The sequence below is a fragment of the Paenibacillus hebaui genome, assembly GCF_051934385.1.
GTDB lineage: Bacteria > Bacillota > Bacilli > Paenibacillales > Paenibacillaceae > Paenibacillus.
The window spans coordinates 1,864,909-1,881,844 of sequence record NZ_CP196836.1; the positions used below are offsets into that span (position 1 = coordinate 1,864,909).

The 16,936-nt window shown below is 45.7% G+C and carries 17 protein-coding genes; 15 read left to right on the forward strand and 2 right to left on the reverse strand.

From position 1 onward, the window contains the following. Window positions 1-20: 20 nt before the first annotated feature. The 9 genes from ACR32F_RS08495 (at window position 21) to ACR32F_RS08535 (ending at window position 6,205) form a co-directional block, all read left to right on the forward strand. On the forward strand, window positions 21-965 hold the full coding sequence (locus tag ACR32F_RS08495) for an SDR family oxidoreductase (protein ID WP_440117943.1): 945 nt from the start codon (window positions 21-23) through the stop codon (window positions 963-965). 199 nt (window positions 966-1,164) lie between these two features. After that, window positions 1,165-1,746, forward strand: a complete 582-nt coding sequence (locus ACR32F_RS08500) for a DJ-1/PfpI family protein (RefSeq protein ID WP_440117945.1) — start codon at window positions 1,165-1,167, stop codon at window positions 1,744-1,746. Next, window positions 1,743-2,324 carry an N-acetyltransferase family protein gene (locus tag ACR32F_RS08505; protein ID WP_440117947.1) on the forward strand — a complete coding sequence of 194 codons (582 nt, stop codon included), beginning with the start codon at window positions 1,743-1,745 and terminating at the stop codon, window positions 2,322-2,324. Before ACR32F_RS08500 ends, ACR32F_RS08505 begins: the two co-directional genes overlap by 4 nt. Next, window positions 2,321-3,205, forward strand: coding sequence for a protein kinase domain-containing protein (locus tag ACR32F_RS08510; protein ID WP_440117949.1), 885 nt, complete (start codon window positions 2,321-2,323; stop codon window positions 3,203-3,205). Before ACR32F_RS08505 ends, ACR32F_RS08510 begins: the two co-directional genes overlap by 4 nt. 157 nt (window positions 3,206-3,362) lie before the next feature. Continuing rightward, window positions 3,363-4,058, forward strand: a complete 696-nt coding sequence (locus ACR32F_RS08515; RefSeq protein WP_440117951.1) for a GNAT family N-acetyltransferase — start codon at window positions 3,363-3,365, stop codon at window positions 4,056-4,058. 160 nt (window positions 4,059-4,218) lie between these two features. Then, the gene (locus tag ACR32F_RS08520) at window positions 4,219-4,365 is read left to right on the forward strand and encodes a hypothetical protein (RefSeq protein ID WP_440117953.1); all 147 of its coding nucleotides are present in this window, start codon (window positions 4,219-4,221) and stop codon (window positions 4,363-4,365) included. Between the two features lie 15 nt (window positions 4,366-4,380). Then, window positions 4,381-4,767 carry a hypothetical protein gene (locus tag ACR32F_RS08525; protein ID WP_440117955.1) on the forward strand — a complete coding sequence of 129 codons (387 nt, stop codon included), beginning with the start codon at window positions 4,381-4,383 and terminating at the stop codon, window positions 4,765-4,767. Between the two features lie 79 nt (window positions 4,768-4,846). After that, window positions 4,847-5,629, forward strand: coding sequence for a glutamate racemase (gene murI, locus ACR32F_RS08530; protein WP_440117957.1), 783 nt, complete (start codon window positions 4,847-4,849; stop codon window positions 5,627-5,629). A gap of 24 nt (window positions 5,630-5,653) precedes the next feature. Next, entirely contained in the window at window positions 5,654-6,205 is a 552-nt protein-coding gene (locus ACR32F_RS08535) for a histidine phosphatase family protein (protein ID WP_440117959.1), read from the forward strand. A gap of 74 nt (window positions 6,206-6,279) precedes the next feature. On the opposite strand, the gene ACR32F_RS08540 is transcribed toward ACR32F_RS08535, so the two are convergent. Both ACR32F_RS08540 and coaA read right to left on the reverse strand, forming a co-directional pair. Next, window positions 6,280-6,642 carry a DUF423 domain-containing protein gene (locus tag ACR32F_RS08540; protein WP_440117961.1) on the reverse strand — a complete coding sequence of 121 codons (363 nt, stop codon included), beginning with the start codon at window positions 6,640-6,642 and terminating at the stop codon, window positions 6,280-6,282. Window positions 6,643-6,706: 64 nt separating this feature from the next. Then, a complete protein-coding gene (gene coaA / locus ACR32F_RS08545) occupies window positions 6,707-7,636 on the reverse strand; it encodes a type I pantothenate kinase (RefSeq protein WP_440117963.1) in 930 nt (309 codons plus the stop codon). 194 nt (window positions 7,637-7,830) lie between these two features. Here coaA and ACR32F_RS08550 point away from each other — a divergent pair, with 194 nt between their 5' ends. The 6 genes from ACR32F_RS08550 (at window position 7,831) to ACR32F_RS08575 (ending at window position 16,563) form a co-directional block, all read left to right on the forward strand. Beyond that, window positions 7,831-8,616 (forward strand): DUF3891 family protein, encoded by a 786-nt coding sequence (locus ACR32F_RS08550; protein WP_440117965.1) that lies wholly within the window; start codon window positions 7,831-7,833, stop codon window positions 8,614-8,616. A 181-nt stretch (window positions 8,617-8,797) separates the two neighbouring features. Next, entirely contained in the window at window positions 8,798-9,292 is a 495-nt protein-coding gene (locus ACR32F_RS08555) for an 8-oxo-dGTP diphosphatase (protein ID WP_440117967.1), read from the forward strand. 822 nt (window positions 9,293-10,114) lie between these two features. Continuing rightward, on the forward strand, window positions 10,115-10,594 hold the full coding sequence (locus ACR32F_RS08560) for a GNAT family N-acetyltransferase (protein ID WP_440119745.1): 480 nt from the start codon (window positions 10,115-10,117) through the stop codon (window positions 10,592-10,594). 134 nt (window positions 10,595-10,728) lie between these two features. Further along, window positions 10,729-11,196: an NUDIX domain-containing protein gene (locus ACR32F_RS08565; RefSeq protein WP_440117969.1), complete on the forward strand. Its 468-nt coding sequence runs from the start codon at window positions 10,729-10,731 to the stop codon at window positions 11,194-11,196. Between the two features lie 388 nt (window positions 11,197-11,584). Next, on the forward strand, window positions 11,585-12,868 hold the full coding sequence (locus ACR32F_RS08570; protein ID WP_440117971.1) for an S-layer homology domain-containing protein: 1,284 nt from the start codon (window positions 11,585-11,587) through the stop codon (window positions 12,866-12,868). 473 nt (window positions 12,869-13,341) lie between these two features. Further along, complete coding sequence (locus ACR32F_RS08575; protein WP_440117973.1) at window positions 13,342-16,563, forward strand: DUF5704 domain-containing protein; 3,222 nt, start codon at window positions 13,342-13,344, stop codon at window positions 16,561-16,563. Window positions 16,564-16,936: the final 373 nt, after the last annotated feature.

The following is a 16,936-nucleotide window of genomic DNA, read 5'->3' on the forward strand; positions in this document are numbered from 1 at the left end:
AAGGATCAGAGTAAACGCTGATGGAACCGCCGAGGGAAGAGGTGAAGCAGGTGACAGAACAGAAGATGCAGGCAGAACATAAACGGAGCGATACAGAAATACCAGTGGGACAATGGAAAGAAGTTGTTCCAAACGCTCCTGTGGCGCTAATTACAGGTACCTCAAGCGGTTTTGGCATGCTTACAGCGATCACACTTGCGAAGCAGGGATATCATGTCATGGCCACGATGCGTGATCTCAGTCGGAAAGCAGCATTGGCAAGACTGGCAGAACAGGCGGGGATTTCGGATCGGTTACAGTATATTCGCCTGGATGTGACCGATGTTGATTCGGTGCAGGAGGCTGTTAAGACGGTGCTCCAGAACAATGGTCGAATCGATATGCTGGTGAACAATGCGGGCTTTGCGCTTGGCGGATTTATTGAGGAAGTATCCATGGATGATTGGCGCCGGCAAATGGAGACAAATGTCTTCGGGCTGATCGCGGTTACGCGTGCCGTCCTGCCAATGATGCGTGAGCAAAAGCAGGGTCTGATCATCAACTTGTCCAGCGTCAGTGGCTTGTCCGGTTTTCCGGGTTATGCGCCGTATGCTGCATCCAAATTCGCTGTGGAAGGTTTCACGGAGAGCTTGCGTCATGAGATGTCCTCGTTCGGCGTTCGGGTTGTATTGGTAGAGCCGGGTGCTTACCGCACACCGATCTGGAATAAAGGACTGGGTGAAATTCATAGGAATGATCAATCTCCTTATAAGGATAAGCTGGACGCGGTTCTTCGTTATTCCCAGCAAGCTGGAGAAACTGCGCCTGATCCGCAGGAGGTGGCCGATCTGATCGCCCGTATTGCACGGATGCGTGCCCCAAGGCTTCGCTATGCGCTGGGTAAAGGCTCACGTTTGCTTATCATCGGTAAATTGCTGCTTCCATGGAAATGGCTGGAGTGGATTATCGCGCGTGGGCTGAAATAGGACCAGACACAAAATCAACGAAGCATTCAACAAATAACGCTGGAGGTCCAGAGCTATGTTCGAAATCATCGTCATTTATTTTATTACTGTCCATTGTTGGACTGCTCTTCCACATCAATAGTAAGTTGCCTGATCGTAATTGGGTAAAAGAAGCCATGGAGCGGGATGCATCAAAATAATAATACAGGAGGACTTTCACATGAAAATCGCTTTTGTTTTGTTTGATGGACTGACGTTTCTTGATTTTGCAGGATTTTATGATGTGATCAATCGGTTGAATTTCTTTGATCAAACCAAAGGAACGATGTGGGAAACGTGTGCCATGACCGATCAGGTTACGGACGAATCAGGCTTAACATTGAAGGTGGACCAGGTGAAGCCCAATTTGGCGGAATATGATCTCGTTTTTGTGCCTGGTGGTATGGGAACCCGCAAGCTTCGGTTTGATGAGGCATTCATAGGTTGGCTTCGGCAGGCTGAGAATGTTCCGACGAAAGTGTCGGTGTGCACAGGCTCACTGCTGCTAGGGGCGGCGGGATTTTTATCAGGTAAAAAAGCAACTACACATCCCTACGCCTATGACCTGCTTGAGCCTTATGTTGCCGAAGTGATTCAGAGCCGGATCGTGAAGGACGGAAATGTGATTACAGCCGGAGGGGTAGCTACATCCATTGATCTGGGAATATATGTTGTAGGTTTACTTGCAGGCCAGGATGCAGCAGCGAACGTCAAGCTTCAGATCGATTATCCTTATGAAATGCAGGGAGTGGTTGAACAATGAGTGAAGCTCGCAAGCAGAATTTGTTCATCATTCGCAATATTCGCAGAGAAGAGACCGATCAATACTGGCCTTTGCGACTGGAGGCGCTGAAAAATCATCCGGAAGCGTTCGGCGCTTCGTTTGAAATATCGGTTCAGCTTCCTCTGAATGAGGTTGAGGAACGCATACATACTGAACCGGATGATTACATTCTGGGGGCCTATACAGAAGACGGACAACTCGCAGGAATGATGGGTTTCAAAAGAGAACTTGGCCTTAAGCTGAGGCATAAAGGATACATCTGGGGCGTCTATGTCTCTCCATCATATCGTGGATGTGGGCTTGCTTCCCGATTGCTGCGCGAAGTGTTGGATCGGGGCAGGGAGCTGGAAGGCATAGAGCAAATCAATCTCAGTGTGGTTACAACGAACGAGTCAGCAAGACGATTGTATGAGCAATACGGATTTGAGACCTATGGCATTGAGCGAAATGCGCTGGTTGTACAGGGGCAGGGCTACGATGAGGCGCATATGACATATTTTTATGCCGAGCGTTTGAATTTGAACGATGGGCATGCCGAAAGAGGTGGAGTCATATGACCGACACGGTTCAGCTTGAGCTTGATGGCATTTCTTTTGGATTAAAAGAACCTCATTCATTCGGGTGGATCGTGCGCCTGGGTACCGTATTTCATGTGTTTGATCAGCAGGATTCCGGCAATTTGTCCTTTGGTGTTCTGGGTCAGGATGGAAATCGGCAATTCGTGAAATATGCGGGAGCACGTACGATCCATGCGAGTCATACAGGAGAGCCAGCCGAAGCCATTCGTAATCTCAAATCATCCGTCTCGATATATAAGGATTTGGCACATGATACATTGATCCAATTAAAGGATCATTTTGCAACAGAACATGGCTACGCCTGTGTATTCGATTGGGTGGAAGGGGATTGTCTGCATTCCCACTGGGATTTTCCACCGCCAGCGAAATATGAGGACCCTCGTTCGCCCTATTATCGTTTCAGACAGCTTCCGGTAAAGGCGCGCATACAAGCGATGGAGCAGATTTTGGATTTTCATACTGAAGTGCAGCAGAGAGGGTATGTAGCCGTTGATTTTTACGACGGTAGTCTGATCTATGATTTTAACAAACAAACGATGAAAATATGTGACATTGATCTGTATCGCAAGGGCTCTTTCACGAATACGATGGGACGGATGTGGGGTTCATCCCGCTTTATGTCTCCTGAGGAATTGGAGCTGGGTGCGCCGATTGACGGAGTTACGAATGTGTTCAACATGGGAGCAATGGCATTCTCGCTGCTTGGGGGAGAGCTGGATCGTTCGTATGCCAGATGGGATGCCGGAGCAGCATTGTATAAGGTAGTTATTCGTGCAGTTAACCCGGAGCGTAATCAGCGCTATAGATCGGTTGCAGAATTAAATGAGGCATGGAAAAAAGCGATGTTACAGGCTCCATAGCCCACATTCGCAATTGCGCAAACTTCATTCGTATCTGGAAGAAATATACCGTATAATGGAAATTAATGAGGAGGTGCATGCTAATTTTCAAATACACCGCATGGCTTGAGAAGGTGGATATTTCTGAATTTCTGATGCAAAGGGTGATTCGGTCATTATGAACAGTATGTCTAACATTTCACCCATGGATATGATGAAAATACAGGCAGATACCTTGTATACGATGGACGATCAAAAGCGTCTCTTACGCATTAACGAACCGGATGGCGGGCAGGCTCCAGCCTTGTTTATTGGAATAACCTCTGCTGGTTCATGTTCCTATTATCATGAGCAGTTGCCATCCACTCTGATAGAGGAGCTAGGCTGTGAATCTGGGCTTTCGCTAGATATCCCCAAGCTGATTCGGAGGGTGGAGACGTTTAAGCCAATAAAGAGTGTATGGATGGGCCCGGCGTATACATTTCCCGAAAACTGTGGCAAATGGCACGCAAAGGTTCAGCTTATTGATCGTCATCGTGCTTTTCTGCTGTCGGAGCATTTTCCTGAATTAATAGAGCGTCTGCATGAGAAAATGCCCGTTGCCGCTTATGTCATGCAGGATTCGGCTATCGCTGTATGTTGTTCAGCCCGTGTATCCACGCAGGGGGCTGAGGCGAGTCTGTATACGGCACCTGATTTCAGAGGACAGGGGTATGCAGCAGAGGCGGTAAAGTGCTGGCAGCATCATGTAAAAGAGAGCGGGCGGATACCGATCTATAGTACATCATGGGATAATACAGCTTCGCAGACGGTTGCCCGGAAGCTGGGACTAATCCAGTTTGGTGTCGATTTCAGCATCACGACGACTTCATAGAAGAATGAATTCATGTATATTAAATGAGGATCGTCATTACGCTGTGTTGAAGCCTGTAATCAAAAGTGGGTGTTGCTGCAAATGATTAGGAATTTTGTAGATAAGGACCTGCAATATGTCATTGAAGCCCATATCCGTATCGATCGGGATGAGTATAATTATGATCATAGCTTTACGGACCAACGAGTCTCTGGCGGGAGGGCGTAGATTGTATCGCTTATTTGGGTTTGAAGTGGTTGAAATCCGGAAGCAGATTCTGTCAGGGCAAGAGCTAACCGAAGAGAAATGGGAGCTTATTCTGGTATAGGATAGGAGTGATTCAATGATTTGCAAATGTAGATTTATCGGCACGTTGGTGCTGTGTACAGCATTTATGTTGGCAGCCTGCTCCAATCAGGCGAAAAGTCAGGACGTGACGTGGAAGATTGAAAGCAGTATTCAGCAGATCGTAAGCGAACCTGAAAGTATGAGCAGCAGTAATCCCAATAAATATATTGCTGACAGCCCGGAGGCATGGGAGCAGATCTTGAGTACGGGCGAAGAGGGGCTTGGCGTCCTGATTCAGCAGTTGGAGTCCAGTACAGATAATGGCCTCAAGGAATGGATTATGGCTCAGGCAAGTGCTGAGATGCTCGGAGAGCGAAATCCTGTGAAGGATTGGAATAGTGGAAAAGACTGGCTCAGACAGTATAAAATGAAGGTAGAATAACATCACTCACCTCCAGTCATCATGAGCAACAGATAGAGGTTCCTGGAACCCGAAAGAATTCGTTATAGAGGTGAAACCTTTGAATAAGAAAATCGCATTTTTTGATTCAGGTATCGGTGGTTTAACCGTTTTGCATAAGGCTTTGCAATATTTCCCGGAAGAACAATATCTGTATTATGCAGATACACTACATGTTCCTTATGGGACCAAGTCTGCGGTGGAAGTCAGAGGGCACATTTTCGATTGCGTGGAGGCCATTGTTCAGGAGAATGTTCAGGCAATCGTGATTGCCTGTAATACAGCGACCAGTCTGGCAGTGAAGGATTTGCGTGCCAAATATGATATTCCCGTCATTGGCATGGAACCCGCTGTGAAACCGGCTGTGGAGATGAATCGCAGCAGCGGGAAACGAGTGCTTGTATTTGCTACGGCCCTGACCTTGAGTCAAACGAAATATAATGAATTGGTATCCCGTGTGGATGACCATCATAGTGTTGATTCCATTCCCTTGCCTGAGCTCGTGGAATGGTGTGAGCAGCTGGATTTTGATCCAGTGAAGATCGCAGCGTATTTCCGTCTGAAGCTGGCTGATTTTGATCTGAATTTATATGGTACGGTTGTACTTGGCTGCACTCATTATCCGTTCTATACGTCCATTCTTCGTACGGTTCTACCGGATCATATTCAGATTATTGATGGCAGTACGGGCACAGTTAACCGCTTGAAGCACCTTCTTGGGTTGACGCATCAGACAATTGCAAATAGAGAACCGCATGTTACATTTCGTAGTTCATCTGGTCTCTCGGAAGATCTGGAGAACATGAGCGCTGCGCTCAGATATCTTCAGCTGCACTCCGAGTAAGAAGAACGAAGGGAGGTGAGCGTTATGCAGTCTATTTATCTTATCCGTCATGCCAAAGCAACGGGACAGGAACCGGATGCCGTGCTTACAGTTGAAGGACTTCGTCAGGCAGAGAAAATGGCTGAGATGCTGATGGGGCACAACATCGAATACATCGTATCCAGTCCATGGAAAAGGGCCTTACAGACCGCAGCACCCCTGGGGAGAGCCGCCCTGAAACATATACATACCGATGAACGTCTTCAGGAGAGGGTGCTTAGCACCCTTCATCTGGATAACTGGATGGATGCTCTGAAACGTACATACTCGGATGAAGACTGGGTGGAAGAAGGCGGAGAATCCTCGCGAACCGCAGTTACACGAGGGATGGAAGTGGTGGAAGAATTGTGGGCCCGACCGGAGCGTAGTGCAGCGGTCATCACTCACGGAAATTTGTTATCACTGCTCCTTCGCAACTATGATACCTCCTTTGGTTATGAAGAGTGGAAGCAACTCACCAATCCGGATGTCTATGTCCTGGAAAAGCAACAGGGGGATAATGTTCCGCACATCATTCGCCGTATATGGTCAGATTAAACATACAGAAAAGAGAGTGCTCCAGCGATATCTATGATCGGCTAGAACACTCTTTTCAGTTTACAGTCATGATTCTACAAGGCAGCAATGATTACAATGACCCATCCGGCCAAGAAAGCGACTCCACCAAGAGGTGTGATGGCCCCGAGCTTGCGAACTCCCGTTACGCTTAAAGCGTACAGGCTGCCCGAGAACAGGATGATTCCAGCGAACAGCAGCCATCCAGCCAGCAAGACGAGAGAAGGCTGCTCCAGACGATCAGCAAGTAGTCCGAGCAGGATGATGCCAAGCCCGTGGGCAATGTGGTATTGAACTCCGGTCTCGTAAATTTTGATCATATCCGCAGACATTCTGCGTTTGAGCGCATGTGCACCGAAAGCTCCGAGTGCAACAGCAAGGAACATCATGATACTTCCGAGGATAACCAGGGTCTGCATGTGGTTTTGTCTCCTTAAGTTGAATAGTAGGCAGGGTAGTAAGGATCTCTGCTCATGGTTAGACTTACAATTTGCGTAATTGGATGTGCTGAATCGAATGATCCGCTTCCTTTTTGAGAATGAGTCTGGCTCGTCCTTTGGTTGGCAAGATGTTCTCGTGCAGATTTTTGGCGTTGATATCTTTCCAGATCTGACTTGCTGTACGCACGGTTTCCTCGGCGTCAATATTCGCGAAACGGCTGTGAAAAAAGGAATCCGTATTCTGAAATGCTGTATTGCGGAGCAACTTGAAACGCTCAATGTACCAGTGACGGATATGCTCCTCTTCTGCATCGATATAGACGGAAAAATCGAAAAAGTCACTGACCAGCAAAGGGGTTTCCTTTTTGACCTGTAATACGTTAATGCCTTCAATAATAAGAATATCCGGCTGACATATGGTCTTCTCCTCACCTTGTATCACATCATAGGCAAGATGAGAATAGACCGGAGCCTGCACTTCCGGTTTGCCTGATTTGACATCGCCCATGAATTGAATGAGCGCCTTGATGTCGTAGCTTTCCGGAAACCCCTTCCGGTTCATGATGCCTTTTTCTTGCAATACGGCATTGGGATACAGAAAACCATCGGTTGTGACCAGATCCACCTTGGGTTGGCCTTTGCCTCTGGCAAGCATAGCTTGAAGTAAGCGGGCGGCTGTACTTTTGCCGACAGCAACACTGCCTCCAATACCAATGATAAAGGGAGCGGGCTGTGCCTCTTTTTTCAAAAAAGAAGCCGTGCATCGATTCAGCTCGCGTGAAGCTCTTGCATATAAGTCAATAAAGTGGGTAAGAGGTAGATAAATATCCTCGACTTCCTGGATGGATACCTCTTCATTCAATCCTTTTAGCTGTTCCAATTCGGCTTCCGTGAGTGGAAGAGTGGTCTGATGTTCTTTCAGTGCAGCCCATTCCTTGCGGTTAAACTCGATGTAAGGAGAGTATAAATTCATGAGATCCCGCTTTCTGTATGTAATGTTATCTTTGACACAATGTTTAGTGTACCAAATTTCAGGGAACTGACAACACCTTTACATTGTCGGTACCCTTGTATATTCCGTGAAAGTTGAAGGAAAAGCAACTTATAAGAAAGTTTAAACCAATTTATGTTAAAGTCAACGTATACCATGCGGAAGGGTGACGGCAAATGATCGTATATGAGAGAGAGCATGATTTTGTTTTGACTGCGCAGCATGAACATGGATTGGTGGCTGGAGAAATGGCTTCCCATTGGAAAACCGAATTGTTGAGCGATGCAGCGCATCGGGAAGAGCTGGTTCTTGCCGCAAGAGAGCATGATCGGGGATGGATTGAGCTGGATTCTGCTCCATTTTGGAATGACTATAGTCAATCACCGTATTCATTCCGTGATTTTCCATTGCGTCCGCGATTCGTATTTTACCGTAAAGGTATTGAAGAAGTTCGTGAGCAAAACGTATATGCCGGGCTATTGTGTAGCATGATGTACACGGAGCTATTTCAAAATAACCTGGGTGCAAATGCCCAAGATGATGAAGACATCAGAGATTATCTGAACAAAGAACGGGAGCAACAATCGAGTTGGGAGCAGCAGCTGGGTGGTGGTGAGGCATTGAAACGCAGGCTGCAAAGTGATGTCGAGATTATGCTTTTTTGTGATCAGCTTAGTCTGTTTCTCTGTATGGAGGAACCGGGCACACCGGCTGCACGTTATGATTTTTTTGCTGAAGGACTTGGATGCACATTTGATGCTTGTGCAAGACAACCGATTCAGGCCGAATGGCTCTCCAATGAGAAAGTGGGGCTTTCTTTTGTCCCATTTGCTGAGGAATTTACGGTCGTTATGCCTTACAAATCCGTACCGAAGGCAAGTATCCGTAAATTTGGCATGTTACAAGCTTATCGCCGGGCGGAGTGGAAGGAACGTCGTGTGATGATTACAGGCATGAGCTAAGAATCGTATAATGCCATACTCTAGGACACAGGCAACATAGAATATCATAATAAGGCGGGCTCCCGAAATTATCCGGTGTCCGCCTTCTGTATGTTTTATATCGAATAGGGCAGGAGAAACCATCTTCATACCAGAAATGTTAGTATACAACGAAGTAGCGTGAGCAAGTGGGAGGACAAACATGAACACTAGAATTGAGATTTTAACGATGTGTATGATATGGGACAAACAGAATGATCAGGTCCTGTTAATGAATCGACCAGATCGGAAAGGATATCCGGGATACATTGCGCCTGGAGGCAAAGTAGACTTTCCAGAAAGTATTGTGGAAGGAGCCATCCGGGAAGTGCAGGAGGAAACAGGACTTGTGGTGAACGAGATTACATATAAAGGACTGGATGAATTTTGTGATCCGGAGCAAGGATTGCGTTATATGGTATTCAACTACCTGGCGACTTCCTTTGAGGGGGAGCTACTGAACGAGCCGCCGGAAGGAGAACTGTTATGGGTGCCAATGAGACAGGTGCTTGAGTTGCCCATGCAGGATTGGTTTGCGGAACGATTTCCTCGATTTTTTCATGCAGGTACGTTTGAGCGGAGCGTAATTTGGGAGAAGTCGACACAGCGTACATTGAAAGAGACATTTATGGAGTATTCCGATGCTGCACTTAAATAGAAAGTGAACTAGCCATCGGATATCTTTTTCAATGATACAATGATAATCCTAACCAGTTGGATACAGCATGTACAAGTAAAAGGGAATGCGAATCATATTGTATCATCCAGTTCTATATATTTATATCCAGATATTATGATATAATGAAGTTTGCTTTTTTTATAGGAGTTGACTTGTTATATGGGGATCACATTTCGTGATACGTTGGAGGGAATAGGTACAGAACAACTTGGCGGGAATTTTTTTGATGGTTAGCCGAACCCTCCATCTCGGTCTACTTTTCTGAAGCTGATGGAACAGTCTTATGCTGTTGAACTGGCTGTTGATGAAGATACAGGGAATGTGGTGGGATTTATTCAAGCTATCTCAGATGGTGTTCTTAGTGCATACATTCCCTTGCTAGAGGTGTTGCCGGAATACCAGGATAAAAGGGATAGGGAGGGAACTCATAGAGCGTATGCTGCATCGCCTAGGCGGTCTCTATATGGTTGATCTTTTGTGTGAAATGCCGAGCTCCAGGGTTTCTATGCGAAACAGGGTGTGCATAAAGCTTCTGGCATGATGATTCGCAATGATCAAAATCAATCCGGAGCTGCGGATAACGGATAGAATTAGTGAACTAAACAGTTAGACTAAACAAGTAACACCAAAATCGTTCCGTACTAACATGAGTTTTTTTAAAAAGGGAAAATAATCTGAATGTATATCAAACATTTGTATAGATATGATTGTTATATATTTGGAGATCTAGCCATACATAGGCTTCTGCAAACGGAACGTTAGTGAATATTGTTCGATGAAAAGGTGGAGATTGTCGTGAGATTGTCGTTCCGGATTTTGGACTGGGAAGAAGAAAAACCTTATGAACTCTTATTAATGGCTGATCCTTCAAAAGCTATTGTGGACGAATACTTAAGCCGGGGCGTTTGTTTTATTGCGGAGTATGAAGGAGAAATGGTAGGGGAGTTCGTATTGTTGAAGACTCGTCCGGAGACTGCAGAGATTGTTAATATTGCCGTACAGGAGGAACTACAAGGACAGGGTGTCGGCAAACATATGATTAAGGAAGCAATAGAAGCTGCAAGAAGACTTGGCTGTCGCATTCTGGAGATTGGGACAGGCAACTCGAGCTTTCATCAATTGAAGCTCTATCAACGTTGCGGTTTCCGCATTATCGGGGTCGATCGGGACTTCTTTGTAAGACATTATGAGGAAGAGATTATTGAAGATGGGATTAGGTGTGTGGATATGATTCGTATGGCGCTGGATCTGGATAGTGTTACAGAGGAGGATCAAAAGTGAACATAATTCGCCTGAAACCCGAGGATAGAGTAGACGGAGAAACAGGTCACTCCATCGTTCTATCAGATGAATAAACGCATTCGTAGATTGGAAGAACAAGTCAGGCATCTAATGATGAGAGGGAGAGCCTTTAAGTGGATCGTTATACACATCTGGGTGTATATGGTTTGGTTACTTGGGAACAAAAAATCCTGTTGATTCAAAAGGCACGCGGAGTATATCGTGGTCAATGGGATTTGCCTGGTGGTAGGCTGGAGTTTGGTGAGCAACCGGAGACCGCTCTTCACCGCGAGATTGAAGAAGAAACGGGCCTTACGGATGTACAATTGATGATTCATTCTGCTGAGTCGAACGTTATGGAGTGGTTGCATCAAGATGAGCCGGAAGAACTGCACCATATTGGGATTTTGTACGATGTATATTTGACAAGCGCGAGTCGGCCCGAAGATATTCAAAAGGAACCTGATGGTGAGGATTCGATGGGTGCGTGTTGGTTTACTTTGGAGCAGGTCAGAGAAATTCAATTGACGCCATTTGCAAAGTATATGATCTATCGACGAAATGAAGTGTCAGGGACGCAGCATAATGCGGGTAATCAATAGGATACGCTACACTGTAGAATAGATGACCCTAGACATGTGATACTTTGCATCAAATTTTTAGGCTGGTCAAATGAGACGAAATCGTTTATTCTATGAGGGTACTCATTTTTTCTGGAAATTGAATAGGAACATTACCTTAAAGCATAAGGGCTATGAATCTGCGGATTCGTGGCCTTTTTTTGTGTTTTAAGTGGTTAAATGGGTCTTAGGGAGGAGGGATGCATGCCTTGAGGTGATGGGGTTTCTGATAAATAATACCAATAGCCTAGATTTGCATGGTAGAATATTGATGATTATGACAAATTTAGAATTTGGTTCAAAGAGTCGTACGAGTGCTGAATCAGTGGAAAAAAGGCCCCACACTAAGGTACATAGGAGAGTGAGTAGATTGAAGGAACAGAGAAGATTAGAGGGAAAGAAACTAAAACGTAATGCGTTGGTCATTGGTATGTTGGCGACAGCCTTGATGGCAGGAGCACTGTTCACTGGTGGACCTGTAGGAGGGGGATCTAAAGCGGATGCTGCTACAAGCAGCAGTAAGGCGGGAACGTCGGCATCTGCCCTTACCAAGTTCAAAGATATCAAAGGACACTGGGCGCAAGCGACCATTGTCAAGGCGTATGACCTCAAGCTGATCTCGGGTTATCAGGATGGAACTTTCCGTCCAAATGCGAAAATTACTCGTGGAGAGTATGCTGCACTTCTCAGCCGGGCGACCGGACTGAAGCTGGTAGAGGGTGCGAATCCTTTTGCAGATCTCAAGGGACACTGGGCTGAGACGGCGGTCACACAATTGGTGGGACAAGGGTTCATTAACGCCGCAGATTATCCGAAAGGATTCAATCCTAATGCCGAGCTGACTCGCTATGAGATGATGAAGTGGATTGCGAATGGACTGATCAAGTCCGGAGCGAGTTTCCAAGATGCTTTTAACGATACCAAAAACACACTGTTACCTACACCTGAAGTAAATCGAGGCACGATTCGTGCCGACCAGATTCCTTATCTTGCACTTGTTCGTGGCACAGGCATTGTAGGAGGATTTGACGATGGTTCATTGAAACCGACTGATCCAACCACTCGGGCTGAAGTATCCGCCATTTTGCTGCGTTATATGGATGTCGAGGGTACGGATGCGGGGAAATACAGTGATTTGAATGAAATGCGTGAGGTCGGCACAACCGGGACAAATTTAACGACGATTAGTAATTATTTTTATACTAAAGACTCGGTCAAGGTAAGTGATTTATCGAAGGGAAATATTACTCTTTCTAACAATTCAGGCACCCTTCAACTGCATCGATTTATTGTAATTAAGGTGCAAAACGGTAAACCTCAAGGGGTATATACTAAATTATTTATCGAACCCAACATTGTAAATGGGAATTATTATATGACTTTCGCGGAAATATCTTTTACATCTAACACAGATAAAACTGACTTAATTACCTATAGCAGTGGCCTAAGTAGTGGATTATTGAAGTTTAGACGTTTGGATTTGGAATACGCAAAAAAGAATGGATTAATTACTATCCCAAACAGCCCTAGAGAGCTCATTGTCAAAGGGAAAAAGGTTCGATTCTGGACTAGATCAACTTTGGATTTCCAAAATGGAACGTACCATATCCAATCAGACGGTGCTGGAGAATTAAAAATTCAAAATATGAATTAGTGGAAAGGTAATGTACCTTTATGAAGAAACGAATACGGTTGCCCGTGTTCAAATGTTCCATAATGTTGCTTGTAATCTGTATCATAACTATTGGTGTGACGGGATTATCTGTGTCTAATTTTATTTATGCCGAAAGTGATCCTTATGGTCCAAAATCAATGAGGAGTCCTATTTTAAAATCTGTTCAAGCAGAAAAAACAATTGGAACACCGGGGGTTTACTGGTATCAAATAGATGATGGGAGATTCAGAGCAGATCACAGTGGTGGTCCCACATATACTAGTAATGCGGGAAGTTGTTCAACTCCCTATCCCGCTTTGAAAGAAGTGCCGGACAGTGTTGACTTTTCGCGTTGGCCTGCTGTTTCATGGCCACAGTATAGCGGCAACAACTTGTCAGCCTCAAGTTTCAAAGAAGTTAAAATAAAAAGTGTAGAATACCAAACAAAGCCAGAACAAGAATCATATACAGGGGTGGGAAGAACTGTTATAACACCTCCAAGCACAGTAGTTGGTATCAGGACATTAACTGGTGGAAATCATGAATGGACTCAGAATGATCCATTTGAAAATGGTGGAAGAACAACTGAAGGGTGTATTAAACACAATGTTGCTTATTTCACACCAATGGACATCGTTTGGGAAGGCGATTTAGAAGAAGAAAAAGAAATCGACGTAACCCCAGATACAACTTTAACTATTGGACAAACCAAGCAGATGAAAGCCGAAGTCAGTACCAGAAACTATGGTGCAATTGATTTTAGTACTGGCATCGACGTATCCCGTCGAGAAGCGGAGATCAAATGGTTCTCCTCTGATGAGACGATTGCGAGCATTGAGCTCAAAACTGGAATGCTAAAAGCTGAAAGTCCAGGTACTGTGACTGTTCGCGCTATCTGGAACAATGGAACCTACCTGATCTCGGATACTGCGACCATTACGGTTACATCTGAACCGGGGCTTGTTGTGAATCTGCCCAACGCCTGCAAAGCCAACACATCTACACCAATACAGGCTGAAGCTGTACTAACCAAACCGGATCGATCTGTTCATAAGCTTACAGCACATCCAAAATTGACTTGGCAAAGCTCCAATCCGACTGTCGCGACCATAGGTTCGGATGGGAAAATCGCGATTAAGGGTATCATTGGAAGTACGACGATCACCGCTCATTTCCTGGATACTAACCAGCAACTGAATGAGCAAGGAACTCAGAGTCTTGAGGTTAAGGATTGTACAGACAATGGGAATGGAGGTGAAACCGATCCAGGTGGTAGTGTCGTGGGTTGCCCCGTAACTATCAGTCCTCCTGTTAAGGGTACCATTATCGAAGCAACCGTTATGGATCCATCCGTTCGAGGCGTTCTCAAGGCGGATGATCGGGGAGCTGAGAAATTTGATGTTACCCGTGGTATTCCGACGTCTGAAGATCTTTACGCAAACGTTATGGCAAGGGGGTATTTGTTCAAGTACCGTTGGGTGAACATGACAGGAACGGTGACGTATACCGTTAACGTGAAGAAAAATTATCATAAAACATGGACCATACCAGGAAGGCCACCCAGAGGTGAAGATGATCCGGGAACACCTCCAGAGCCGAGAGAACGTGACGTTCCTGGAGATAAGTCCATGCAAGTGATTCGTACGTATAGTTATTGGCAGATCGATAACCTAGAAGTGTATAAGTTGGACCAGGCTACGGTATCTAACTATGCACTTGGCGGCTATGGCGGGATAGTAACCCTGAATCCCAACGGATATACACCGCCTACCTTGCAATCGGCTAGTGATAGTGGCGTTGCCAAGCATGTAAAGCCGGCGTCTTGTAATGAGATTGACCTGGGCTCACAAACGGTTCCTGGTGGTTCCGATGAGCCTTCTACTCCAGTTGAAACGTCACTGTTTCAATCCAAAGCAGAAGCTGAGGTCAGAGAAAACAAAGTGAATAATGACCATGTAGTGTTTGATGGTACCATTGTGATGGACCCTGCTCCTGTGGACAAAGCGGCCCCACGGCCTGGGACGATTCCGCAGCCTGGAATGATTGGAGACAACGTTCTGTACCAAAGCCGTTTAACGATCCAGAATTCACTAGTCAATAAGGCGAAGCAAGCAACAACTGGTGAGATCACCTATGGTCTAGTTCCCGGCAATATTAACGGAGGGAGTGATCAGAAGTTTCTTATACAAGGGATCAACTCCGTCACGGTGCACACCCCTGTTGTAAACTACGCTTGGGTGTCGGATGACCAGCCGCATAACCAGAAGACAGTACCTGATCCAAACAGCGCTGCGCTCATTCTGGAGCGTCCGTTTATCGTGCGTATCCCGACCTCAGGGCAGCATCTGGAGGTATCAAATTACCCGGGTTATGGTAACCGGGATTATGCGAAGTATTTTCGTATCAAACAGGTGCAATTCCCGTTTGATGTCTATAACGCTGACCGGAGTCAGTTTATCCCTGCCACGACATGGGTAGATATTCCGGTGAATCAACTGGATACTTCGTTCTATCTTCCGGTATGGGTGGATGAGGGAAAATACCGTATTGAATTCCGCAATATTGCAGAGAATGCACCTGCGAACTTCACGGAGCAACAGGACGCCAATACCAATCTGGCACATCATGTTGCAGCCGACACCGTACCTGTAGATGTCATCGGAAGGTTGTATGATTTTCACGTCACCGATATCTCGGATTACAACTGGGAAAATGTATTTCGTAAGCGATTGGGCAGTCCCGAACCAACGGGGCATAGCTACTGGACTGGGATGAATAGCATTGATGGTGATCCACGAGGCAACCTGGCCCCATTTGTATTACCCATTCGACCAGGCAGCCATCCAGTACAAGGATTCCGTAATGTGGCCGTAAAAACGGGATACCACATCAAGTTTGACCTGAAGACCAAAGGCAATATGTCTGGCAAACAGGATGGTATTCGAATTACACCAACTTTTGCTTTTGTGAACAAAGACGGTTCTTCCCGACAAGACGTGGATTTGTACTACCATCGAGGTCAGGAACGACTCATTCGGATTGGTTCGGCGCAGGATCTGGAAAAACGCTTTGTTATCCTAAACTCGCGATTGCGGAATGTACCTAACGCAGAACTGGGCGATATGGCGCGATACCAGTATACTTATGAACTGACTGACGAGGAACGGAGCCGGAATACACTTGCTGAACACATGGTCCGTCTGGTGGATCAGACCTCTCACCAGAAAACGTGGGTGGGTCGTTACGATTGGATGATTCTGCCGGCTCCCATCCGCACGTTGATTGGTCCTAGGACAGACATTCCCTCTGGAGTCAATGCGGACCGAGCGAATGCAGCCATTCAGCGTTGGTATGGTGAATACAGTCTGCCAGCGGATGTTTACGCTGTAGCGAAGGGAACGGATCTCGTACCGCTCGCGAGACAAAATCTGTTGGATGAGAAGGCAGACATCTTCTTGAAGAATGGTTATATTGTCGTTAACTTTAATATCGAGTCACTACGGAATGGCAATACTGATGCACCACACCTGCAATATATTTACGCGCCATTAATGAATCAATGGCAGATGGAGGGGTTTAACAGCAACCCAGTAGACAGTCAAGGCAGGACATGGCCGATGAAGGATGGTGACGTGGTCTTATACCATGCAGATCAGTCCAGCCGGAAGGATTTTCAATCTCAGGTACCGCACTAAACGACTTACTTCGGTGTAGGGAGCTGAAGGATTCAAGGTAGCTCGATAGAACATCTCGATAGAACGTTATGAAAATTCTTATCCAAAAAAGCCACCAATGATGCTTTATGCATTTATGGTGGCTTTCGGCGTAATACATTGAAATCGCAAATCGTAACAAACACCCATTATTTTGTTAAATACCATTCCAAATGGTTAATGTTTAACTGGACGGTTTGTTTTTGAGCATAATGGACCACAATTCTAACTAGAGGGGGTAAAATCAGACGATAATTGTAGCCTAGAATGCATCAATTATTCGATTGATCTAATTTATGCATCAATTGAAGTAAAAATAGGAAATGCTCCTGAGCGCAAAAGTTTATAGAATAGA

What these genes read in the sequence shown, in the direction of transcription:
- ACR32F_RS08495 (WP_440117943.1), top strand. Translation starts at nt 21, where the DNA reads ATGGAACCGCCGAGGGAAGAGGTGAAGCAGGTGACAGAACAGAAGATG.
- ACR32F_RS08500 (WP_440117945.1), top strand. Translation starts at nt 1,165, where the DNA reads ATGAAAATCGCTTTTGTTTTGTTTGATGGACTGACGTTTCTTGATTTT.
- ACR32F_RS08505 (WP_440117947.1), top strand. Translation starts at nt 1,743, where the DNA reads ATGAGTGAAGCTCGCAAGCAGAATTTGTTCATCATTCGCAATATTCGC.
- ACR32F_RS08510 (WP_440117949.1), top strand. Translation starts at nt 2,321, where the DNA reads ATGACCGACACGGTTCAGCTTGAGCTTGATGGCATTTCTTTTGGATTA.
- ACR32F_RS08515 (WP_440117951.1), top strand. Translation starts at nt 3,363, where the DNA reads ATGAACAGTATGTCTAACATTTCACCCATGGATATGATGAAAATACAG.
- ACR32F_RS08520 (WP_440117953.1), top strand. Translation starts at nt 4,219, where the DNA reads ATGATCATAGCTTTACGGACCAACGAGTCTCTGGCGGGAGGGCGTAGA.
- ACR32F_RS08525 (WP_440117955.1), top strand. Translation starts at nt 4,381, where the DNA reads ATGATTTGCAAATGTAGATTTATCGGCACGTTGGTGCTGTGTACAGCA.
- ACR32F_RS08535 (WP_440117959.1), top strand. Translation starts at nt 5,654, where the DNA reads ATGCAGTCTATTTATCTTATCCGTCATGCCAAAGCAACGGGACAGGAA.
- ACR32F_RS08540 (WP_440117961.1), bottom strand. Translation starts at nt 6,642, where the DNA reads ATGCAGACCCTGGTTATCCTCGGAAGTATCATGATGTTCCTTGCTGTT.
- coaA (WP_440117963.1), bottom strand. Translation starts at nt 7,636, where the DNA reads ATGAATTTATACTCTCCTTACATCGAGTTTAACCGCAAGGAATGGGCT.
- ACR32F_RS08550 (WP_440117965.1), top strand. Translation starts at nt 7,831, where the DNA reads ATGATCGTATATGAGAGAGAGCATGATTTTGTTTTGACTGCGCAGCAT.
- ACR32F_RS08555 (WP_440117967.1), top strand. Translation starts at nt 8,798, where the DNA reads ATGAACACTAGAATTGAGATTTTAACGATGTGTATGATATGGGACAAA.